General features: G+C 72.0%; 16 protein-coding genes and 1 pseudogene. 8 read left to right on the top strand and 9 right to left on the bottom strand.

Annotated elements, in window-relative coordinates:
• Window positions 1-28: 28 nt before the first annotated feature.
• Window positions 29-520: a MarR family transcriptional regulator gene (locus ACFZCP_RS02965; RefSeq protein ID WP_362692130.1), complete on the bottom strand. Its 492-nt coding sequence runs from the start codon at window positions 518-520 to the stop codon at window positions 29-31.
• 229 nt (window positions 521-749) lie between these two features.
• Here ACFZCP_RS02965 and ACFZCP_RS02960 point away from each other — a divergent pair, with 229 nt between their 5' ends.
• Window positions 750-1,574 (top strand): GH25 family lysozyme, encoded by an 825-nt coding sequence (locus tag ACFZCP_RS02960; RefSeq protein WP_391423447.1) that lies wholly within the window; start codon window positions 750-752, stop codon window positions 1,572-1,574.
• A 344-nt stretch (window positions 1,575-1,918) separates the two neighbouring features.
• Complete coding sequence (locus ACFZCP_RS02955) at window positions 1,919-4,327, top strand: SpoIIE family protein phosphatase (protein ID WP_391423445.1); 2,409 nt, start codon at window positions 1,919-1,921, stop codon at window positions 4,325-4,327.
• 714 nt (window positions 4,328-5,041) lie between these two features.
• Here the strand turns inward: ACFZCP_RS02955 and ACFZCP_RS02950 are convergent.
• From ACFZCP_RS02950 to ACFZCP_RS02940, 3 genes and pseudogenes are all read right to left on the bottom strand, one after another.
• A pseudogene (locus ACFZCP_RS02950) lies at window positions 5,042-5,209 on the bottom strand (serine/threonine protein kinase); the annotation flags it as partial.
• A gap of 135 nt (window positions 5,210-5,344) precedes the next feature.
• Entirely contained in the window at window positions 5,345-7,765 is a 2,421-nt protein-coding gene (gene lon / locus ACFZCP_RS02945) for an endopeptidase La (protein WP_391423443.1), read from the bottom strand.
• 236 nt (window positions 7,766-8,001) lie between these two features.
• Window positions 8,002-8,814, bottom strand: coding sequence for a rhomboid-like protein (locus tag ACFZCP_RS02940; protein WP_391423441.1), 813 nt, complete (start codon window positions 8,812-8,814; stop codon window positions 8,002-8,004).
• 220 nt (window positions 8,815-9,034) lie between these two features.
• Here ACFZCP_RS02940 and ACFZCP_RS02935 point away from each other — a divergent pair, with 220 nt between their 5' ends.
• From ACFZCP_RS02935 to ACFZCP_RS02920, 4 genes are all read left to right on the top strand, one after another.
• On the top strand, window positions 9,035-9,712 hold the full coding sequence (locus tag ACFZCP_RS02935) for a spermidine synthase (protein ID WP_391423439.1): 678 nt from the start codon (window positions 9,035-9,037) through the stop codon (window positions 9,710-9,712).
• Window positions 9,713-9,821: 109 nt separating this feature from the next.
• A complete protein-coding gene (locus ACFZCP_RS02930) occupies window positions 9,822-10,562 on the top strand; it encodes a response regulator (protein ID WP_391423438.1) in 741 nt (246 codons plus the stop codon).
• Window positions 10,559-11,680 carry an ATP-binding protein gene (locus ACFZCP_RS02925; RefSeq protein ID WP_391423436.1) on the top strand — a complete coding sequence of 374 codons (1,122 nt, stop codon included), beginning with the start codon at window positions 10,559-10,561 and terminating at the stop codon, window positions 11,678-11,680. The genes ACFZCP_RS02930 and ACFZCP_RS02925 overlap by 4 nt, the downstream gene beginning before the upstream one ends.
• Window positions 11,681-11,971: 291 nt before the next feature.
• Complete coding sequence (locus ACFZCP_RS02920; RefSeq protein ID WP_391423434.1) at window positions 11,972-15,775, top strand: multifunctional oxoglutarate decarboxylase/oxoglutarate dehydrogenase thiamine pyrophosphate-binding subunit/dihydrolipoyllysine-residue succinyltransferase subunit; 3,804 nt, start codon at window positions 11,972-11,974, stop codon at window positions 15,773-15,775.
• A 143-nt stretch (window positions 15,776-15,918) separates the two neighbouring features.
• Here ACFZCP_RS02920 and ACFZCP_RS02915 read toward each other — a convergent pair whose 3' ends face one another.
• Window positions 15,919-16,098: a DUF6104 family protein gene (locus ACFZCP_RS02915; protein WP_003992906.1), complete on the bottom strand. Its 180-nt coding sequence runs from the start codon at window positions 16,096-16,098 to the stop codon at window positions 15,919-15,921.
• 517 nt (window positions 16,099-16,615) lie between these two features.
• Between ACFZCP_RS02915 and ACFZCP_RS02910 the strand changes: the two genes are divergently transcribed.
• Window positions 16,616-17,539 (top strand): DUF4097 family beta strand repeat-containing protein, encoded by a 924-nt coding sequence (locus tag ACFZCP_RS02910; RefSeq protein WP_391423433.1) that lies wholly within the window; start codon window positions 16,616-16,618, stop codon window positions 17,537-17,539.
• Between the two features lie 2 nt (window positions 17,540-17,541).
• Entirely contained in the window at window positions 17,542-18,618 is a 1,077-nt protein-coding gene (locus ACFZCP_RS02905) for a helix-turn-helix transcriptional regulator (protein ID WP_391423431.1), read from the top strand.
• A gap of 188 nt (window positions 18,619-18,806) precedes the next feature.
• On the opposite strand, the gene ACFZCP_RS02900 is transcribed toward ACFZCP_RS02905, so the two are convergent.
• The 4 genes from ACFZCP_RS02900 to ACFZCP_RS02885 all read right to left on the bottom strand — a co-directional run bounded on the left by ACFZCP_RS02900 (window position 18,807) and on the right by ACFZCP_RS02885 (window position 22,101).
• Window positions 18,807-19,370 (bottom strand): Clp protease N-terminal domain-containing protein, encoded by a 564-nt coding sequence (locus tag ACFZCP_RS02900; protein WP_362692098.1) that lies wholly within the window; start codon window positions 19,368-19,370, stop codon window positions 18,807-18,809.
• On the bottom strand, window positions 19,370-19,579 hold the full coding sequence (locus ACFZCP_RS02895) for a helix-turn-helix domain-containing protein (protein WP_067002878.1): 210 nt from the start codon (window positions 19,577-19,579) through the stop codon (window positions 19,370-19,372). Before ACFZCP_RS02895 ends, ACFZCP_RS02900 begins: the two co-directional genes overlap by 1 nt.
• 134 nt (window positions 19,580-19,713) lie before the next feature.
• Complete coding sequence (locus ACFZCP_RS02890) at window positions 19,714-20,679, bottom strand: zinc-binding dehydrogenase (protein WP_362692094.1); 966 nt, start codon at window positions 20,677-20,679, stop codon at window positions 19,714-19,716.
• Between the two features lie 198 nt (window positions 20,680-20,877).
• Window positions 20,878-22,101: an NADP-dependent malic enzyme gene (locus ACFZCP_RS02885; RefSeq protein ID WP_362692090.1), complete on the bottom strand. Its 1,224-nt coding sequence runs from the start codon at window positions 22,099-22,101 to the stop codon at window positions 20,878-20,880.
• Window positions 22,102-22,521 lie beyond the last annotated feature (420 nt).

Here is a 22,521-nt window from a genome sequence, read left to right as displayed (position 1 = left end):
AGGCACGGCCTGCTCCCCCGGCTGCTGCCTACTTCTCCATGACGCGGTTCAACTGGTTCAGCAGCCGGGCCAGTTCGGACACCTCGCGGCGGTCCCAGTGGGCGAGCTGGCGGACATAGCGGGCGCGACGGGCCTCGCGGACCGTGCCCACGCGGCGGCGGCCCTCCTCGGTGAGGGTGACGAGCCAGGCGCGGCCGTCCGCCGGGTCGGGCGTGCGGGCGATCAGGCCCAGTTCCTCCAGGGCGCGCAGCTGGCGGGACATCGTGGCCTTGCCGACGCCGATGTAGGCGGCGAGTTCGGTGGCGCGCTGGCCGCCGAGTTCGTCGAGCCGGATGAGCAGGCCGTACGCCGCGGACTCCAGGTCGGGGTGGACCTCGCGGGCCATCTCGCCCTGGCTGGCGCGGGCGCGCCTGAGCAGCACGCTCAACTCGCGCTCCAGCGCCAGGAATTCCTGGTCCGCACCACTCGGTGTCACCTGGCCGGCGGCGGGATGTCCGCCGCCGTTCTCGTCCTCGTGCACGTCAGCACCCCTGATCGGTTTCGCCGTCCTGAAAGTTTCCGTCAAACGACGCCATTGCCGCAGCTCCGTAAGTATTTCGCAGGCGTAGACCAACGACGGACTCCGGACCCCCTTCCCACGCCGACATCTACGTGCGTAGCTTCTTTATCAGGCAATTAATGGCATGCGCACGTCCAGTACGTCTGCGGTCGCCCCACGGTTCCCCCCACCCCACTCCCGGAGGCACGCCATGCCCGTGCACAGACCCGGCTCCATCCGCCCACGCCCCTTCGCCGTCCTCGTCACGGCCCTGCTCGCGGCGCTCTCCCTGTCCCTCCCCCTCACCACCGCCCACGCCGCGACCACCCCCGCCCGCGGCTCGGCCCACATGGGCATGGGCGTCCTCGCCCACGACGGCCGAAGCGGTACCCCCAGCACCGGTGACGCCACCCAGACCGAGGGCGTCGACGTCGCCGGCTACCAGGGCAACGTCGCCTGGAGCACCCTGTGGAGCAGCGGCGTCCGCTGGGCCTACACCAAGACCACGGAGGGCACGTACTACACGAACCCGTACTTCGCCCAGCAGTACAACGGCTCCTACAACGTCGGCATGATCCGCGGCGCCTACCACTTCGCGACCCCGGACACCACGAGCGGCGCGACCCAGGCCAACTACTTCGTCGACCACGGCGGCGGCTGGTCCCGGGACGGCAGGACGCTGCCCGGCGCGCTCGACATCGAGTGGAACCCGTACGGCGCCGCCTGCTACGGCAAGTCGGCCGGCGCGATGGTCGGCTGGATCGCCGACTTCCTGAACACCTACAAGGCGCGCACCGGCCGGGACGCCGTCATCTACACGGCGGCCAGCTGGTGGACCCAGTGCACCGGCAACTACGGCGGTTTCGCCGCCGCCAGCCCGCTGTGGATCGCCCGCTACGCCTCCGACCCCGGGACCCTGCCGGCGGGCTGGCCGTACTACACGATGTGGCAGTACACGTCCTCCGGCCCGACCGTCGGGGACCACGACAAGTTCAACGGGGCGCTGGACCGGGTCCAGGCCCTGGCCAACGGCTAGCGCGACAGCGCAACACCCACCCGGCCGGGGGGCCGGAGCTGCCCCGCGCCGGCACGGCAACGGGGCACCCGACCGGGCGCGGGCCCCGGTCGGACCCCACCGTGCAGGTGCGGGGGCCGAGCCCGCAGTACGTGTGCGGTGGCAGACCCCGCCGTGCAGGTGCGGGGGCCGACTCGCGCCGTGCAGGTGCGGACGCCGACCCCCGCCGTGCAGGTGCGGACGCCGACCCCCGCCGTGCAGGTGCGGCCGTCGTCCCCCGCCGTGCAGGTGCGGCCGTCGTCCCCGGCGGGCGGTCGCCTTCGCGGTGCGGATGCCTGCGTTGGTGCTCCGCGCCGCTCAGGATCATGCTGGTCAGGGAGAGCCTGCCGAGCAAGGGCGAGATGGCGATGGAGCGACACTCGACGTACACGGCCACGGCCACCATCGACGAGCAGGGCATCCTGACCGACTGGAGCGAAGGCGCCCAGCGGCTGCTCGGCTACGAGGCCCCGCAGGTCGTCGGACGGTCCGCCGCCGCCCTGCTCGCCGCCGATGTCGGCGCTGCCCGGCGGATGCTGGCCGGGCGGGACCGGTGGAACGGCACGGTGCCGGTGCGGCACCGGGACGGCCGGCGCCTCGAACTGGGGCTGCTCGCCCACCGCCGGACACCGGAGACCGGTACGGGCGACTGGTTCGTGGTGACCGCCGTCGCGGACCGGCCGCAGCCGCCCCGGGGCGAGCCGCTGGAGGAATGGGCGTTCCTCCAGTCCCCCTTCCCGCTCGCCGTCTTCGACAGCGAACTGCGTCTGACCCGCGCCAACCGCCGTCTCGAACGCGCGCTCTCCCTGCCCGAGGCGGCGATGCGCGGCCTGCGCCTGCCGCACATCGCGCCCGGCCCCGCGAGCGACGAGGCCGACCGGAGAATGCGCCAGGTGCTGGAGACCGGCGAACCGCGGGAGGCCGGGGCCGGCCTCGGCCCGGACCTCGGCCCGCCGACCGTCCTGACCCCGCTCAAGGACGGCACCGGCACCGTGCGCGCCGTCTGCCTCGCCGCGCAGCGGCGCGTCCAGGAGTCACCCGCCGGCCAGGGCCCCGAGGACGAGGCCGACTCGCGCGCCGGCCCGGACTCCGGCCTCGGGCGGGCCGCGCAGGAGCTGGCCGACGCCGCGGTCCCCCGCCTCGCCGACTTCGTCGCCGTGGACCTGCTCGACTCCCCGCGGGCCGCGGCAGGCCCGCCCGACGCCTACGAGGGCGCGGTGAGCCCGGTCGTCCTGCGCCGCGCGGCGCTGGGGGCAGCGGCCGGCGACGGCGCCCCCGCCACGGCCCGGGTGGGCGACGCGACCGCCTACGAGCCGGGTTCCCCGCCCGCGGACTGCCTGCTCTCGGGCCAGTCCGTCCTCTACGACATGACGGATCCCGTGGTCGCGGGATGGGTGGCCGTGGACCCGGCCGCCGCCTGGCTGCACGCCTGCGGCACGCACTCGCTGATGGTGGTGCCGATCCTCGCCGAGGGCAGCACGCTCGGGGTCGCGCTGTTCGGCCGCCACCGGCGCCCGGAACCGTTCGGTCCGGAAGACCTCCGGACCGCGGAGGACCTCACGGCCACGGCGGCCGCCGGCCTGCACAGCGCCCGCCGGTACTCCCGCGCCCGCACCACCACCATGGCCCTGCAGCGCAGCCTGCTCCCGCACGTCCTGCCCGACCAGGACGCGCTGGAGATCGCCACCCGCTACGTGCCCGCCGCCACCCGCGCCGGCATCGGCGGCGACTGGTTCGACGTGATCCCGCTGTCCGGCGCGCGGGTCGCCCTCGTCGTCGGCGACGTCGTCGGCCACGGCATCCGCGCCTCCGCCACCATGGGCCGGCTGCGTACGGCGGTGCGCACGCTGGCCGATGTCGACCTGCCCGCCGACGAGCTGCTCACCCACCTCGACGACCTCGTCCTGCGGCTGGCGGCGGACGAGGGCAGCACGGACCCGTCCGCCGACACCGCCGGCGGCATCGGCACCACGTGTCTCTACGCCGTCTACGACCCGGTCTCGCGGCGGTGCACGCTCGCCCGGGCCGGTCATCCACCGCCCGCCGTGGTCGCCCCGGACGGCGCAGTCCGCTTTCTCGACGTGCCCGCGGGGCCGCCCCTGGGGCTCGGCGGACTGCCCTTCGAGGCCTTCGAGACCGAACTGCCCGAGGGCTCCCTGCTCGCCCTCTACACCGACGGACTGCTCGAAGCCCGCGACCACGACATCGACGAGGCCCTGGACAAGCTGTTCGCCGCGCTCGGCCGCCCCGCGCCGACACTGGACTCGGTCTGCGACCGGGTGCTCACCGAGCTGCTGAGCCACCGCCCCGACGACGACATCGCCCTGCTGGTCGCCCGCACCCGGGCGCTGCACGCCGACCGGGTCGCCGTGTGGGAGCTGGACAGCGAGCCCACCGTGGTGGCCCGGGCCCGCAAGCACACGGGCGACCAGCTGTCCTCGTGGGGACTGGAGGAGGCCGCGTTCGCCACCGAGCTGATGGTCAGCGAGCTGGTCACCAACGCCATCCGCTACGGCCGGCCGCCCATCCGGCTACGCCTCATCCACCAGAACTCCACCCTGATCTGCGAGGTCTACGACTCCAGCGGCACCACCCCGCACATGCGGCGGGCCCGGATCTTCGACGAGGGGGGCCGGGGCCTGCTGCTCGTCGCGCAGCTCGCCGAGCGCTGGGGCACCCGGCACGACAGGGTCGGCAAGACCGTGTGGGCCGAGCAGTCACTGCCCGTGGGCTGACCCACGAGGACACCTTCAGTTGTATAGGCCTGTCCCGTACCTGCCTGTCCCGTACCTGCCTGCTCCGTACGGGCCTGTTCCTACGGGCCTGCTCTGTGCGGGCCCGCTCTGTGCAGGTCTCTTCCGTACGGGCCTGTTCCAGGTGACGCTCGCCTCTGCTCCAGGTGACGCTCGCCCCTGCGGGGCTCACCGGACGACCGCGTCCTGGGCCCTGTCCCCGACCGCGGGCCGGGCCTGGGCTAGGCCGGTCCCCCGAGGACCGGGCCGGCCCAGTCGGGCGGGTCGGGCACCGGGGGGTCGGCGGCGGGCAGGGTACCGGTGTCCGGGGAAGACGGAGTGCCGGGCGGAGTGCCGCTCTCCGGAGCGGGGCGGGCGCCGGTCCCGGGGACGGACAGGGCGGCGGTCTCCGGAGCGGAGAGAGCGCCGGTACCGGGAACGGGCGGGGTGGCGGTCCCAGGAGCGGGCGGGATGCGGTCCCGGGGACGGACAGGGCGGCGGTCTCCGGAGCGGGGAGGGCGCCGGGCGCGGGGGCATCCACCAGGGTCGGCGTGCGGTCGCGTGGTGCGGGGGCATCCACCAGGGTCGGCGTGCGGTCGCGCGGTGCGGGCTGCCCGGGCTGCCCGGCCATCGCGGCGCGCAGGGCCGCCCCGAACTCCAGGCAGGAGGCGTAGCGGTCGTCCGGCTGCTTCGCCAGCGCCTTCTTCAGCACCTCGTCCGCGGCCGCCGGGACACCGGGAGCGGCCCCTCCCGGTCGAGCAGGGCGCGCAGGTCCTGCCCGGGGACGTAGCACATCGCGATGTACAGGACGCCCTCGGTCTCGCCGGCCTCGAAGACGGGCACGATGTGCGGGTGCTCGATCGCGGCGGCCACCCGGGACTCGTGGAGCGCCGGGGACGCGCCACGCGGTGGGCCCGCCGCCGGCGCGCCGCCAAGGGTCTGCGCACCGTGCACACGAGCAGGGCGAAGGCCCGGGGCTCCCGCAGGGGACCCGGGCCTCCTCCTGTCCGGAGGCGTCCGTCACGCCGCCACCGGAACCTCCGGCTGCGCGCCGTTCACAGCGGGCGCGAGCGCCAGCTCCAGGACCTGGCGGACGTCGGTCACGGCGTGGACGTCGAGCCTGTCCAGCACCTCGGCCGGGACGTCGTCCAGGTCGGGTTCGTTGCGCTTGGGAATGATCACGGTGGTCACCCCGGCGCGGTGGGCGGCGAGCAGCTTCTGCTTCACACCGCCGATGGGCAGGACGCGGCCGGTCAGCGAGACCTCGCCGGTCATCGCCACGTCGGTGCGGACCAGGCGGCCGGAGAGCAGGGACGCGAGGGCCGTGGTCATCGTGATGCCCGCGCTCGGGCCGTCCTTGGGGACCGCGCCCGCCGGGAAGTGGATGTGCACCCCCCGGTCCTTCAGGTCGGCCACCGGCAGCTCCAGTTCGGCACCGTGGCTGCGCAGGAAGCTCAGCGCGATCTGCGCGGACTCCTTCATCACGTCGCCCAGCTGACCGGTCAGGGTCAGGCCCGCCGCGCCCGTCTCCGGGTCGGCGAGGGACGCCTCGACGAAGAGCACGTCGCCGCCGGCTCCGGTGACCGCGAGGCCGGTCGCCACGCCCGGCACGGCCGTACGGCGCTCGGCCGGGTCCTGGGCGGACTCGGGCACGTGGTGCGGGCGCCCGATCAGCGCGCGCAGGTCCTCGTCCCGGACGGTGAACGGCAGCTCCCGCTCCCCGAGTTCGTGCTGGGCCGCGACCTTGCGCAGCAGCCGCGCGATGGACCGCTCCAGGGTGCGCACGCCCGCCTCGCGGGTGTACTCGCCGGCGAGCCTGCGCAGCGCGCTCTCGTCGATCACGACCTCGTCCCCGGCCAGCCCCGCCCGCTCCAGCTGGCGCGGGAGCAGGTGGTCCCGGGCGATGACGACCTTCTCGTCCTCGGTGTAGCCGTCCAGCCGGACGATCTCCATGCGGTCGGCCAGCGCCTCCGGGATGGCTTCCAGGACGTTGGCGGTGGCGAGGAAGACCACGTCGGACAGGTCCAGCTCCACCTCCAGGTAGTGGTCGCGGAAGGTGTGGTTCTGCGCGGGGTCGAGGACCTCCAGCAGCGCCGCGGCGGGGTCGCCGCGAAAGTCGGAGCCCACCTTGTCGATCTCGTCGAGGAGCACGACCGGGTTCATGGACCCGGCCTCCTTGACGGCGCGGACGATCCGTCCGGGCAGCGCGCCGACGTAGGTACGCCGGTGGCCGCGGACCTCGGCCTCGTCCCGGACGCCGCCGAGCGCGACCCGGACGAACTTGCGCCCCATGGCGTGCGCGACGCTCTCGCCCAGGCTGGTCTTTCCGACACCGGGCGGCCCGACCAGCGCCAGCACGGCACCGCCGCGCCGCCCGCCGATCACGCCCAGCCCCCGGTCGCTGCGCCGCTTGCGCACGGCCAGGTACTCGGTGATGCGTTCCTTGACGTCCTCCAGGCCCGCGTGCTCGGCGTCCAGGATCGCCTTGGCGCCCTGGATGTCGTAGGCATCCTCGGTGCGCTCGTTCCACGGCATCTCCAGGACCGTGTCCAGCCAGGTCCTGATCCAGGAGCCCTCGGGCGACTGGTCGGAGGCCCGCTCCAGCTTGTCGACCTCCTTGAGGGCGGCCTCGCGGACCTTCTCCGGCAGGTCGGCGGCCTCGACGCGGGCGCGGTAGTCGTCGGACTCGTCGCCGTCCTGCTCGCCGTTCAGTTCGCGCAGTTCCTTGCGGACGGCCTCCAGCTGGCGGCGCAGCAGGAACTCGCGCTGCTGCTTGTCGACGCCTTCCTGGACGTCCTTGGCGATGGTCTCGGCCACGTCCTGCTCGGCGAGGTGGCCGCGCAGCTGCTGGGCGGCCAGCTTGAGGCGCTCCACCGGGTCGGCGGTCTCCAGGAGCTCGACCTTCTGCTCGGTGGTGAGGAAGGGCGAGTAGCCGGAGTTGTCGGCGAGCGCGGAGACGTCGTCGATGGCCTGGACCCGGTCGACGACCTGCCAGGCACCGCGCTTCTTCAGCCAGTTGGTGGCGAGGGCCTTGTACTCCTTGACGAGTTCGGCGACCTGTCCGGGCAGGGGGTCCGGCACGGTCTCCTCGATCCGTGCGCCCTCCACCCACAGCGCCGCGCCCGGGCCCGTCGTACCGGCGCCGATGCGCACCCGGCCGCGGCCGCGGATCAGGGCGCCGGGGTCGCCGTCGGCCAGCCGGCCGACCTGCTCGACCGTGCCGAGGACGCCCGTCTTCGCGTACGTTCCGTCGATGCGCGGCACCAGCAGCACCCTGGGCTTGCCGGGCTCCGACCGGGCGGCGGCCTGTGCGGCCTCCACCGCGGCACGGACCTCGCTGTCGCTCAGGTCCAGCGGAACCACCATCCCGGGCAGCACGACCTCGTCGTCGAGCGGCAGCACGGGCAGCACGAGCGTGAACGCCGTGGACTCAGCAGCCATGATCTCCCCTTAGGCATTCAACTTGAGTTATGCCGACTCAATGCACGGGGCTGCGCCGATGTTCCCGGGTTGGTGTTCGCCGTGAGCGATCAGGCGGTGACTGACGTGTTTGCGCAGGCAGGGGCGCCCAGGGGGATGGCGTTCCGGACGGGCGCCCTGGTGCGGGCCCGTGGTGGCGGGTCGGTGAGGGGGCCCGTGGCGGCCGGCCGCGCGGTGCCCCGCGTCCCGGGCCGGGCTCAGCCGGAAAGTGCCGGAACGCCCGGCGACAGGCGCCAGGCGCGCACCAGCGGCCAGCCCGCGATGCCGATGCCCAGGGCGATCAGGTGGCCCCAGTTGGTCATCGGGTCGAGGAAGTCGATCAGGTCGCTCACGAGCATGCCCGCGAACAGGGTGAGCAGGGGCCAGCGGACCCAGGGGCTGAGCAGGCCGGCCAGGGCGCCGGTGCTGGCCGCGACACCGAAGCTGATGCCGTAGTCGAGGCGGTGCAAAGAGGTGTCCGGGAGGTGGCCGAACAGGACCGCGAGGCCCACCGGGACCTCCGTGGCAAGCGTGGCCAGGACATGGCCCGCCAGAAACACACAGGCCGCCCGCGCCCCGCCTATCCGCCGCTCCAGCGCGGTCAGCACCAGCACGAAGGCGACCGCGTACGGCGAAACGATCCCGCCCGCGATCCACAGCGCGCTCGCCAGCAGCACCGCGACGGGCGTGCGCACCAGGTGGGCGACGTCGGTGCTGGAGTCCTGGTACAGCACCTGCATGACGGAGGGGGTCGCGTAGGCGGCGAAGAGGGAGGTGACGGCGAGGACGGCCGCGTAGACGAACGTGAACGGCGTGCTGGTGGGGTTGGGCAGCAGGTGCCAGGGCCGGAAGGGGCGGCGGGTTGCCGCGGGCACGGAGGCCGGGGCCGCGGCGGGGGCCGGGGCCGGCAGTTCGCGCTGCCGTGGGACACCGTCGAGCAGCCCGGCGACGTCCGGCAGGGAACCGGCGGGAAAAGGCGTGCCCAGGGGCGGGGACGCGGCCGTCGCGGGGCCGGTCACGATCCGTTCCACGGTGAGGCGCTCCTTCCGTCGCGCCCCACCCTTCGTGTTCACGGGGCCCGCTGTCTATGACCGACGCCACGCGAGAGCGGATTCACAGCAACCTCAGAGGCTCCGGACGCGTCCGGAGCAGCCGGGTTCACGCCCGCCGCAGGCCGATCGGAGGGCCATCCTCCCTCCCTTCCCCCCGAATTCCCGTGAAACCCACCTCCCGTTCGACCAAGATGGATCCATGACTGCCGTGTACGCCTCGCCCGTGGTCCTGGATCGCCGGAACGGCCCCTACGGGGAGGTGGTGCTGCGCCGGGACGGCGCACTGCTGCAGATCATCGCCAACGGCTGCTTCCTGATGGACACGTCCGACGGGCGCTCCGAGCGGCTGCTGGTCGATGCCGCGTACGGCGCGCTGGACGGGCGCCCGGCGCCGGACGTGCTGATCGGGGGGCTGGGCGTGGGATTCTCTCTTGCACACGCGGCGGCGGACGGCAGATGGGGGCGGATCACCGTCGTGGAGCGGGAGCCCGCCGTCATCGCCTGGCACCGGGACGGCCCTCTGTCGGAACTGTCCGCGCAGGCGCTGGCCGACCCCCGGACGGTGATCGTCGCAGCGGATCTGGTGACGTACGTCCATGAGACATCGGACACGTTCGATGCATTGTGCCTCGATATCGACAACGGGCCCGGCTGGACCGTCACCGAGGACAACGGCGGCCTCTATGCGGAGGCCGGACTCGCCGCCTGCGCCCGGGTGTTGAGGCCCGGCGGGGTTCTGGCGATATGGTCGGCGCAGCCCTCTCCGGAATTTGAAGGAACCATGCGGAATGCCGGGTTCCAGCAGGTGCGTACCGAAGAGGTGCCCGTTGCCCGGGGCGTTCCGGACGCCGTACACCTCGCCGTCCGCCCTGGATAGCGACGGCACGGTGAGTCCCCGTAATGTGCTGCCGTGACGCGGATCATTCAAGCGTCAATCGCAGTCATGGGATCACCCCACTGGTTCCGGAAAGCAACAGGGGCGGGCGATGGAGCAGACACACACCTCCCAGACCGGCGCGGCCACGACCACCCCGGGCGCGCAGCGCCGGGTGCTGGTCGTCGAGGACGATCCCACGATCGTCGACGCCATCGCGGCCCGGCTCCGCGCCGAGGGATTTCTCGTACAGACGGCGTCCGACGGTCCGGCCGCGGTCGACACGGCCGAGGCCTGGCAGCCCGACCTGCTGATCCTCGACATCATGCTGCCGGGCTTCGACGGACTCGAGGTCTGCCGGCGGGTGCAGGCGCAGCGGCCGGTGCCGGTGCTGATGCTCACCGCGCGGGACGACGAGACCGACATGCTGGTCGGGCTCGGCGTCGGCGCCGACGACTACATGACCAAGCCGTTCTCGATGCGGGAGCTGGCCGCGCGGGTGCACGTCCTGCTGCGGCGCGTGGAGCGGGCGGCCGTCGCGGCCTCCACGCCCCGCTCCGGCATCCTGCGCCTGGGCGAGCTGGAGATCGACCACGCACAGCGCCGGGTGCGGGTGAAGTCCGAGGACGTCCACCTCACGCCGACCGAGTTCGACCTGCTGGTGTGCCTGGCGAACAGCCCGCGCGCGGTGCTCTCCCGCGAGCAGCTGCTGGCCGAGGTCTGGGACTGGGCGGACGCCTCCGGCACCCGGACCGTGGACAGCCACATCAAGGCGCTGCGCCGGAAGATCGGCGCCGAGCGGATCCGCACCGTGCACGGCGTGGGTTACGCGCTGGAGACCCCGACGCCATGAGCGACGGGCGTCAGGCCGCACGGAGGAGCCCCGGGTTGCCCGGAGAGGAACCCTGGGGCGGCGTACGCCCGTTCTCGATCAAGACCAAACTGGGCACGCTGGTCGTCATCTCGGTGCTGATCACCACGGGTCTGTCGATGATCGCGGTGCACACCAAGACGGAACTGCGCTTCATCACGGTCTTCTCGATGATCGCCACACTCCTGATAACGCAGTTCGTGGCGCATTCACTCACCGCTCCGCTGGACGAGATGAACGCGGTGGCCCGCTCGATCTCGCAGGGCGACTACACCCGCCGCGTGCGTGAGAACCGCCGCGACGAGCTGGGCGACCTGGCACAGACGATCAACGTCATGGCCGACGAGCTGGAAGCCCAGGACCGGCAGCGCAAAGAACTGGTGGCGAACGTCTCGCACGAGCTGCGCACACCGATCGCGGGGCTGCGCGCGGTGCTGGAGAACATCGTCGACGGGGTCACCCAGGCCGACCCGGAGACCATGCGCACGGCTCTCAAGCAGACCGAACGCCTCGGCCGCCTGGTGGAGACCCTGCTGGACCTCTCCCGGCTCGACAACGGCGTCGTACCGCTGAAGATGCGCCGGTTCGAGGTGTGGCCGTACCTCTCGGGCGTGCTGAAGGAGGCCAACATGGTCGCCTCCGCGCGCGCGGGCATCACCTCGGGCTCCGGCAGCCACACCCGCACGGACGTCCATCTGCACCTGGACGTCTCCCCGCCGGAGCTGACCGCGCACGCGGACCCGGAGCGCATCCACCAGGTCGTCGCCAACCTGGTCGACAACGCGGTCAAGCACAGCCCGCCGCACGGGCGCGTGACCCTGAAGGCGCGGCGCGGGCCGCAGCCCGAGTCGCTGGAGCTGGAGGTCCTGGACGAGGGCCCCGGCATCCCCCGCTCGGAGTGGCACCGGGTGTTCGAGCGGTTCAACCGGGGCGCGGTGACCCGGCCGCACGGACCGGGCAGCGACGGCGGCACGGGGCTCGGCCTGGCGATCGCCCGCTGGGCGGTGGATCTGCACGGCGGCCGAATCGGTGTGGCCGAATCCGACCGGGGCTGTCGGATCATCGTCACTCTCCCGGGACTGACTTCCGTCCCAAGTTGACGTAAAGTCCGAATCGGAGCCACAAGATCCACGAGCGTCGGCGCAGCCGGACACGTGTGATCAGGGACTGGCCCGGGTCGCCGTCGCGCCGGGCCCCGCTCGGTGATCCCACATACCCTCGCCCAGATGCGGAACCACGCTTGTTTCCCGCCATATCAAGCCCTGAAACAAGATTTCTGATGTGACTTACGCGACGATGAACGGGCCTGACCTGACCTTCACGCTCTGGGGGGCGTAGCCTTTATTTCCGCTGTCCATCACCTTGTGAAGCGGAAGAGGGCGGTTGCCGCCGTGTCGCCACAGTCCCCCAGTAACTCGAGCTCCCCCACCCTCCGGGCGGGGGGTGCCTCCACGACCGATGACCAAGCCGGGAAGAACCCCGCTGCTGCGTTCGGTCCCAACGAGTGGCTCGTCGACGAGATCTATCAGCAGTACCTCCAGGACCCGAATTCGGTAGACCGCGCCTGGTGGGACTTCTTCGCCGACTACAAGCCGGGTGCTCCGGCTGCGGCCGCGGGGGCCGCAGAGACCGCCACCCCGGCCCCGCAGGCCCAGCCCGCGGCTCCGGCAGCTCCGGCCGCCCCGGCCCCGAAGCCCGCCGCAGCGGCTCCGGTCCAGACCCCGGCGCCCGCGAAGGCCGCCGCCCCTGCCCCGGCCAAGCCGGCGACGCCCGCACAGGCGCCCGCTCAGCCGCAGGCGAAGGCCGCGCCGGCCACCACGGCCACGGAGGGTCCCGAGCTGATCACGCTGCGCGGCCCGGCCGCCGCCGTGGCGAAGAACATGAACGCCTCCCTGGAGCTGCCGACCGCCACCTCGGTCCGCGCGGTCCCGGTGAAGCTGCTGTTCGACAACCGGATCGTCATCAACAACCACCTGAAGCGCGCCCGGGGCGGGAAGATCTCCTTCACGCACCTGATCGGCTTCGCGATGGTGCAGGCCATCAAGGCCATGCCGGCCATGAACTGGTCGTTCGGCGAGAAGGACGGCAAGCCGACCCTCGTCAAGCCCGCGCACGTCAACCTCGGCCTGGCCATCGACCTGGTCAAGCCGAACGGTGACCGCCAGCTCGTCGTGGCCGCCATCAAGAAGGCCGAGACGCTGAACTTCTTCGAGTTCTGGCAGGCCTACGAGGACATCGTCCGCCGCGCCCGCGACGGCAAGCTGACGATGGACGACTTCACCGGTGTGACGGTCTCCCTGACCAACCCCGGCGGCCTCGGCACCGTCCACTCCGTGCCGCGTCTGATGCCCGGCCAGTCCGTGATCATGGGCGTCGGCTCCATGGACTACCCGGCGGAGTTCCAGGGCACCAGCCAGGACACCCTGAACAAGCTCGGCATCTCGAAGGTCATGACGCTCACGTCGACCTACGACCACCGGGTGATCCAGGGTGCCGCCTCCGGCGAGTTCCTGCGCCAGGTCTCGAACCTGCTGCTGGGCGAGAACGGCTTCTACGACGAGATCTTCGAGGCGCTGCGCATCCCCTACGAGCCGGTCCGCTGGCTCAAGGACATCGACGCCTCGCACGACGACGACGTCACCAAGGCCGCCCGCGTCTTCGAGCTGATCCACTCCTACCGGGTCCGCGGCCACGTCATGGCCGACACCGACCCGCTGGAGTACCGCCAGCGCAAGCACCCCGACCTGGACATCACCGAGCACGGCCTCACCCTGTGGGACCTGGAGCGCGAGTTCGCCGTCGGCGGCTTCTCCGGCAAGACCCTGATGAAGCTGCGCGACATCCTCGGTGTGCTGCGCGACTCGTACTGCCGCACCATCGGCATCGAGTTCATGCACATCCAGGACCCGAAGCAGCGCAAGTGGATCCAGGACCGCGTCGAGCGCCCGCACACCAAGCCCGAGCGCGAGGAGCAGCTGCGCATCCTGCGCCGGCTGAACGCGGCCGAGGCCTTCGAGACCTTCCTGCAGACGAAGTACGTCGGCCAGAAGCGCTTCTCGCTGGAGGGCGGCGAGTCCGTCATCCCGCTGCTGGACGCGGTCATCGACTCCGCCGCCGAGTCGCGCCTGGACGAGGTCGTCATCGGCATGGCCCACCGCGGCCGCCTGAACGTCCTGGCGAACATCGTCGGCAAGTCGTACGCGCAGATCTTCCGCGAGTTCGAGGGCAACCTCGACCCGAAGTCGATGCACGGCTCCGGCGACGTGAAGTACCACCTGGGCGCCCAGGGCACCTTCACCGGCCTGGACGGCGAGCAGATCACGGTCTCGCTGGCCGCCAACCCGTCCCACCTGGAGACGGTCGACCCGGTCATCGAGGGCATCGCCCGCGCCAAGCAGGACATCATCAACAAGGGCGGCACGGACTTCACGGTCCTGCCGGTCGCGCTGCACGGCGACGCGGCCTTCGCGGGCCAGGGCGTGGTGGCCGAGACCCTGAACATGTCGCAGCTGCGCGGCTACCGCACCGGCGGCACGGTCCACATCGTCATCAACAACCAGGTCGGCTTCACCGCGGCCCCCGAGTCCTCGCGTTCCTCCATGTACGCGACGGACGTGGCCCGCATGATCGAGGCCCCGATCTTCCACGTGAACGGCGACGACCCGGAGGCCGTGGTCCGCGTCGCGCGGCTCGCCTTCGAGTTCCGCCAGGCGTTCAACAAGGACGTGGTGATCGACCTCATCTGCTACCGCCGCCGCGGTCACAACGAGTCGGACAACCCGGCCTTCACCCAGCCGCTGATGTACGACCTGATCGACAAGAAGCGCTCGGTGCGCAAGCTCTACACCGAGTCCCTGATCGGTCGCGGCGACATCACCCTGGAAGAGGCCGAGCAGGCCCTGCAGGACTACCAGGGCCAGCTGGAGAAGGTCTTCACGGAGGTCCGCGAGGCCACGTCCCAGCCGGCCTCCGGCCCGGTGCCGGACCCCCAGGCGGACTTCCCGGTCGCCGTGAACACCGCGATCTCCACGGAGATCGTGAAGCGGATCGCCGAGTCCCAGGTCAACATCCCCGACTCCTTCCACGTCCACCCGCGTCTGCTGCCGCAGCTGCAGCGCCGGGCGACGATGGTCGAGGACGGGACGATCGACTGGGGCATGGGCGAGACCCTCGCCGTCGGCTCCCTCCTCCTGGAGGGCACCCCGGTCCGCCTGTCCGGCCAGGACTCCCAGCGGGGCACCTTCGGCCAGCGCCACGCGGTCCTCATCGACCGCGAGAACGGCGAGGAGTTCACGCCGCTGATGTACCTCGCCGAGGAGCAGGCGCGGTACAACGTCTACAACTCCCTCCTGTCCGAGTACGCGGTCATGGGCTTCGAGTACGGCTACTCGCTGGCCCGCCCCGACGCGCTCGTCATGTGGGAGGCGCAGTTCGGCGACTTCGTCAACGGCGCGCAGACGGTGGTCGACGAGTACATCTCGGCCGCGGAGCAGAAGTGGGGCCAGACGTCCGGCGTCACCCTCCTCCTCCCCCACGGCTACGAGGGCCAGGGCCCGGACCACTCCTCGGCCCGCGTCGAGCGCTTCCTGCAGCTCTGCGCCCAGAACAACATGACGGTCGCCATGCCGACCCTCCCGTCGAACTACTTCCACCTCCTGCGGTGGCAGGTGCACAACCCGCACCACAAGCCGCTGGTGGTCTTCACCCCGAAGTCGATGCTGCGCCTCAAGGCCGCCGCGTCGAAGACGGAGGAGTTCACGTCGGGTCAGTTCCGCCCCGTCATCGGCGACGCCACGGTGGACCCGGCCGCGGTCCGCAAGGTCGTCTTCGTGGCCGGCAAGCTGTACTACGACCTGGAGGCCGAGCGGATCAAGCGCGGTGTCACGGACACGGCGATCATCCGCATCGAGCGGCTGTACCCGCTGCCGGGTGCCGAGCTCCAGGCGGAGGTCAACAAGTACCCGAACGCCGAGAAGTACCTGTGGGCGCAGGAGGAGCCGGCGAACCAGGGTGCCTGGCCGTTCATCGCGCTCAACCTGATCGACCACCTGGACCTGGCGGTCGGCGCGGACATCCCGGCCGGCGAGCGGCTGCGGCGCATTTCGCGTCCGCACGGCTCGTCCCCGGCGGTGGGCTCCGCCAAGCGCCACCAGGCCGAGCAGGAGCAGCTGGTGCGTGAGGTGTTCGAGGCGTAAGGCCTCCGGCACGGCGAACGAAAGGGCCCGGCCCCGAGTCCCTACGGACTCGGGGCCGGGCCCTTCGCATGCGGCCGGGTTCCGGCCCGGGTGCGCGGTGCGGGGCGGCCGGCGACCGCCGCCCGCCCCGGAGCCGGCCGGTGCTACTCGTCGTCCTCGTCGTCGAGCCGGGCGAGCCAGGTCGCGAGCCGCTCGACGGGCACCTCGAAGTCCGGGTTGAGATCCACGAACGTGCGCAGCTGCTCGGCAAGCCACTCGAAGGTGACCTCTTCCTCGCCGCGCCGCTTCTCCAACTCCTCGATACCGCGGTCGGTGAAGTACATGAGCTGCCTCTCCTGCGTGTACGTCCATACGGATGATGAATCCAGGGACAGCCTATGCGTAGTCGCACGTCCAGGGCGGCCGGCCGGCACGGCACCGCGGCCGATCACGCACGCGCCGGCCGATCACGCACGCGCCGGCCGATCACGTACGCGCCGGCCGATCGCACGCGTGCCCGCTGAACCCACGAGTGCTGCCCGATCGCGTATGTGCCGGCCGGACCCACGGGTGCCGCCCGATCGCGCATGTGCCGGCCGGCCCCGTGCGTGCCGGACGACCGCCTACGAGCCGGCCGACCGTGGCCGGGCGGGCAGTTCCGGCTGTCCCTTCGGGGCGCTCGTGGCCCGGCATCCCGCAGGTCGCCAGCCGCCGCCGGCCGACCGCCGCCGGCCGCCACCGCCGATCGGCTCCCACGAAAGGGTGTCTTGACTTTCCTTGACCACGATATATCGTGATTGGAAGAAGACGCGATATGGCGTGTCGCGGTGTCGTGACCACGCCCGGTCGAGGAGGTTCCCCATGTCCGAGTGGTCCGTCGCCGAGCCCCGGAAGCTCACGTTCGACGCCCCCGTGAGCGACCTTCACGTACGCATCGTCAACGGAACGGTGAACGTCGTGGGCACGGACGAAGGTTCCGCCCGCCTGGAAGTCTCGGACATCGAGGGCCCACCCCTGATCGTCACGCAGCGGGACGGCACCCTCACCGTGGCCTACGAGGACCTGCCCTGGAAGGGCTTCCTGAAGTGGCTCGACCGCAAGGGCTGGCGCCGCAGCGCCGTCGTCTCGCTCGCGGTCCCCGCCGACACGCGCGTGGAGGTGGGTGTGGTCAGCGCCGGCGCGGTCGTCTCCGGCATCAGCGGCGCCTCGGTGGTCAAGGGCGTCAACGGCGACACGACTCTCGTGGGCCTGTCCGGCCCGGTCCGCGCCGACACCGTGTCCGGAAGCCTGGAAGCCCAGGCCGTCACCGGTGACCTGCGGTTCAACTCGGTCTCGGGCGACCTGACCGTGGTCGAGGGCTCGGGCCCGTCCGTCCACGCCGACTCCGTCAGCGGCTCCATGATCATCGACCTGGACCCGGACGGCCCCACCGACGTCCGGCTGACCAGCGTCTCCGGCGAGATCGCCATCCGCCTGCCGCACCCTGCGGACGCGGAGGTGGAGGCGAACACCGCGAGCGGCACGATCTCCAACGCGTTCGAAGGCCTGCGGGTGCACGGCCAGTGGGGCGCCCACAAGATCACCGGCCGGCTCGGCGCCGGCACCGGCAGGCTCAGGGCCACCACGGTCTCCGGCTCCATCGCCCTGCTGCGCCGGCCGCCGGGCGAGGACGAGAAGGACACCACCGAGGACACCCCCTGGGAGACCGAGTCCCCCGCCGGCCCTGCAGCCGCGGAGACACCCACCGCCCCGGCCGAGGGCACGACCGACAAGAAGGTGCTCTGACCATGCCCCCCGTCTTCGCCCACGGCCGTCTGCGCCTCTATCTGCTCAAGCTGCTCGACGAGGCCCCACGCCACGGCTACGAGGTGATCAGGCTCCTTGAGGAGCGCTTCCAGGGCCTGTACGCCCCCTCCGCAGGCACGGTCTACCCCCGCCTGGCCAAGCTGGAGGCCGAGGGTCTGGTCACGCACACCACCGAGGGCGGCCGCAAGGTGTACGCCATCACGGACGCCGGCCGCGCCGAGCTGGCCGACCGCAGTGGCGAACTGGCCGACCTGGAGCTGGAGATCCGCGAGTCCGTCGCCGAACTCGCCGCCGAGATACAGGCCGACGTGCGCGGCGCCGCCGGCGATCTGCGGCGCGAAGTGCGCGCGGCCGCCTCCGAGGCCCGCAGGGGCGGCAAGGCGGCTCCGGGCGAGGCGGGCCCCTTCGGGGAGTACGGCGACCTCGGCGACAAGGAGGCATGGCGGGCCGCCAAGGAGGAGATGCGCCGGGTCAAGCAGGAGTGGAAGGAACAGGCCCGCCGCGCCAAGGACGAGAGCCGCCGGGCCCGCGAGGAGGCCCAGCGGGCCCGCCGCCAGGCCCAGGAGGCGCAGTCGCGGGCGCGGGCCCAGGCGCAGGAGGAGATGCAGCGCATCGCCCGGCACGTCCAGGACCGCGTCCAGGACCACTTCACCCGGGGCGACTGGCCGACCGGCATGCGGGAGGGCCTGACCGAACTGGCCAAGGAGTTCGGCGAGTTCGGCAAGGACTACGGCAAGGAGTTCGGCCGGGACTGGGGCTTCGGCCGCCCCGCCGAAGAGCCCGCCGCGGGCTCCCGCAAGGCGACCCCCGCCGCGGAACCGGACTTCTCCTCCACCCCGGAGGACTTCCCGGCGCAGTACGAACCGGCCTGGGCCCACGAGGACCCCACCGGCGATCCGGCCCGCGACCTGGACCGCCTCCTGGACCGCTTCCGTGACGACATCCGCGACACGGCCCGCGACCAGGGCGTCACCGCCGACCAGCTGCGCGAGGCCCGCCGCCATCTGTCGACGGCGGCGGCCCACATCGGGGCGATACTGCGCGACCCCAAGGTCTGAGCCGCCCGGACACGGCGGTGCGCCCGAACCCACCGGACGCACCGCCGGGCGGTCCGCCCGAGCTTCCCCACAGGAGACCTCACCGGGAGTCTGTCCGGACCGTCCACCTCAGGCGCCCGCACCGAGGGTCCGCCCGAGCCGTCCATCCCACGAGTTGCCCGCCGAGCTGCCTGCCGAGTTGCCCGTCGTCAGCCGGCCAGGGCCGTACCGTCGCCGTACAGCACCCGCAGAAGGGACTCGTGGGTCACCCCGTGGTCGGCGAGCACCTCGGCCGGTACTCCGGGGCGCAGGGTCAGGGCGAGCAGGATGTGTTCGTCGCCGATGTGCCGCTCCCGGCGGTCGATCGCGGTGCGCAGCGCTCCTACCAGGACGTCCTTGGCGCCCCGGCTGAAGGTGCGGCGCCCCGACCGCCATCCCCTGTCCCGGCGGTCGCCGGCCATCGCCCCGGCGCCGTGCGCCTCCTCGACCCGGGAGACGATCTCCCCCACGTCGATCCCGAGTCCGGCGAGGGCGTCCGTCTCGGCCCGGGTCAGACCTCCCCGTCGCCTCGCCTCGCTCAGCGCCTCCCGCACTGACGCCCTGCGCCCGGTGAGCCCGAGGGCGGCCAGCGCGAAGGAGGCACGGCTCGCCTCGCGGTCGAGGACGGCGAGCAGCAGATGCTCGGCGCCGACGGACTGCACCCCCTCACGCTGCCCGTACGCGACGGCGACCTTTACGACGTCGCGCGCGTCCTCGGTGAAGCGTTCGAACATCACTGCCTCCCGTACTTCTTGTGCACGGCCTGCCTGCTGACGCCCAGCTCCGCGGCGATCTCCTGCCACGACCAGCCCTGATTGCGCGCACTGCGCACCTGTACCGCCTCCAGCTGCTCCAGCAGCCTGCGGAGCGCGGCCACGGCCCGCAGCCCGACCCGCGGATCGCGGTCACCGGCGCGCTGGGCGAGATCCGTTGCCTCGGTCATGATGTCAACTTACGTTGACATTCGCTCCATGTCAACCAAGGTTGACACGCTGGATACGGAAAAGGCGGGCCCGGTGTCCGGACCCGCCCGGCCGCGCCCCCGAAGGGACGTCAGGAAGTCAGAACGTCAGAACGTCAGGAGTTGGTGAGCACGATCTTCCCGAACTGCTCGCCGGACGCGAGCCGTTCGAAGCCCTCGCGGGCCCGGTCCATGGGCAGCACCTCGTCGATGACGGGCCGCAGACCGGTGGCGGCGCAGAAGGAGAGCAGGTCCTCCAGCTCGTCCTTGGTGCCCATGGTGGAGCCGACGACCTTCAGCTCCAGGAAGAAGATCCGGGTCAGCTCGGCGTGCGAGGGGCGGTCGCCGCTGGTGGCACCGGAGATGACGATCGTGCCGCCGGGCCGCAGGGACTTCACCGAGTGCGACCAGGTGGCCGCACCCACGGTCTCGATGACGGCGTCCACGCGCTGCGGCAGCCGGGCTCCCGGCTCCACCGCCTCGACCGCCCCGAGCTCCAGGGCCCGCTTCCGCTTCGCCTCGTCCCGGCTGGTGGCGAACACCCGCAGGCCGGCCGCCTTGCCGAGCATGATCGCGGCCGTGGCGACACCGCCGCCCGCGCCCTGCACCAGGACCGAGTCGCCGGGCCGCACCCCGGCGTTGGTGAACAGCATCCGGTACGCCGTCAGCCACGCGGTCGGCAGACAGGCGGCCTCCGCGAAGGAGAGCTCCTTGGGCTTGGGCAGCACGTTCCAGGTCGGCACGGCGACCTGCTCGGCGAAGGTGCCCTGGTAACGCTCGGTCAGGATGGAGCGGGGCTCCTTCGGGCCGACGCCGTGGCCGCTCTGACCGATGACGGAGTGCAGGACGACCTCGTTGCCGTCCTCGTCGATCCCGGCGGCGTCGCAGCCGAGGATCATCGGCAGCCGGTCCTCGGGGAGTCCGACGCCCCGCAGGGACCAGAGGTCGTGGTGGTTGAGGGAGGCGGCCCGCACGGTGACGGTGCTCCAGCCCGGCCGGGCCTCGGGAGCCGGGCGCTCCCCCAACTCCAGGCCCAAGAGCGGCTGGTCGCGGTCGATTCGGGCGGCGTAGACAGCGAACATGGGCTCGACGATAGGGTCCCGGCTCCGCCGAAGGAACCAGGGGCGGCTGTGACACATGCCCTCTTGCGCAGCGGCACCCGTGCGGCGCAGCAGCATGGGGACGCCCCGGCCGAACGAGCAGAAGCCGGGCCGGCGTGGGCGGGTGGACGGGCAAAGGAAATGGCCCCGCCCGGACGGGCGGGGCCATTCAGCGCAACGTCAGCGACGGGCAACGCCCTCGGCACGAGCAGCAGCCGCAACCGCCGCGGTGACGGCGGGAGCAACCCGCTCGTCGAACGGCGACGGGATCACATAGTCGGCGGCAAGATCGTCACCCACGACGGCGGCCAGCGCCTCCGCGGCGGCGATCTTCATCCCCTCCGTGATCCGCGAGGCCCGCACCTGCAGCGCGCCCGCGAAGATCCCGGGGAAGGCCAGCACGTTGTTGATCTGGTTGGGGAAGTCCGAGCGCCCGGTCGCGACGACCGCCGCGTACTTGTGCGCCACGTCCGGGTGCACCTCCGGGTTCGGGTTGGCCATCGCGAACACGAAGGCACCCTCCGCCATGGAGGCCACGGCCTCCTCCGGGACCGTACCGCCGGAGACGCCGATGAAGACGTCGGCGCCCGCGAGGGCCTTCTCCAGCGGACCGGCGATGCCGGCCTTGTTGGTGAAGGAGGCCAGCTCCCGCTTGACCGGCGTGAGGTCCTCCCGGTCCGCCGACACGACGCCCTTGCGGTCCGCCACCGCCACGTCCCCGATGCCGGCCTCGACCAGCATCTTGGCGATGGCGACACCGGCCGCGCCGGCACCCGAGATGACGGCCCGCAGCTGCCCGATCTCGCGCCCGCTCAGCCGCGCCGCGTTGCGCAGCGCCGCGAGCGTCACGACGGCCGTGCCGTGCTGGTCGTCGTGGAAGACCGGGATGTCGAGGCGCTCCTGGAGGCGGCGCTCGATCTCGAAGCACCGGGGTGCCGAGATGTCCTCCAGGTTCACTCCGCCGAAAGAGGGAGCGAGCCGGACGACGGTCTCGATGATGTCGTCCACGTCGGTGCAGTCGAGCGCGATCGGCACCGCGTCGACGCCGCCGAACTGCTTGAACAGGATCGCCTTGCCCTCCATGACGGGGAGGGAGGCCTGGGGACCGATGTCCCCGAGTCCGAGCACGGCCGTCCCGTCGGTCACGACGGCGACCACCGAGGACTTCCATGTGTAGTCGTTGACCAGCTCCGGCTGCTCCGCGATCGCGGTGCACACGCGCGCGACGCCGGGCGTGTACGCGAGGGAAAGGTCGTCCTTGTTCCGGACCGGCACGGTGGCCTGCACGGCCATTTTGCCGCCGCGGTGCAGCGCGAACGCCGGATCGAAGGAATCGAGGGGCTCGGCCCCGCCGTCCTGATCCGCTGTGCTGTCGCTGCGAGGATTGACGATCTCCGCTGCCACTTTGTCTTACCCCTTAGGTATGCATGGTTTGAGGGTCGACCACTCCTGGTGAGGGGTGGGCGGGCACCGCGCAAGGCCCGGTTGCTGATACGTACGGGCACATACGCGACGGGCGCGCCGCACACGCGCCCTGAGCCCCGGATGAGGGGTGTAAAGAACCTTCTTACCGGACGGACGGCGCTCACGACGAGTCCATTAGGTGCAAGGTCACATCTCGGGTCCAGAAAGCCACACGCGGATGACGTGCGGCTGACATGAGCGCAACACGGGTGCGTCACGGGCGCGGCGCGGCCCTGTCCGGACGGCGACGCGCGGCCGACCGGACGGCGAACACGACGACCGTCCCGCCGAGGACGACGACCGGCCCGGCGAACACGACGACCGCCCTGGCGAACGCGGAGATCGGGCCGGGAAACGGGA

The sequence above is a fragment of the Streptomyces sp. NPDC007971 genome, assembly GCF_042958635.1.
Classification (GTDB): Bacteria; Actinomycetota; Actinomycetes; order Streptomycetales; family Streptomycetaceae; genus Streptomyces.
This window is presented reverse-complemented; position numbering and strand designations above follow the sequence as displayed.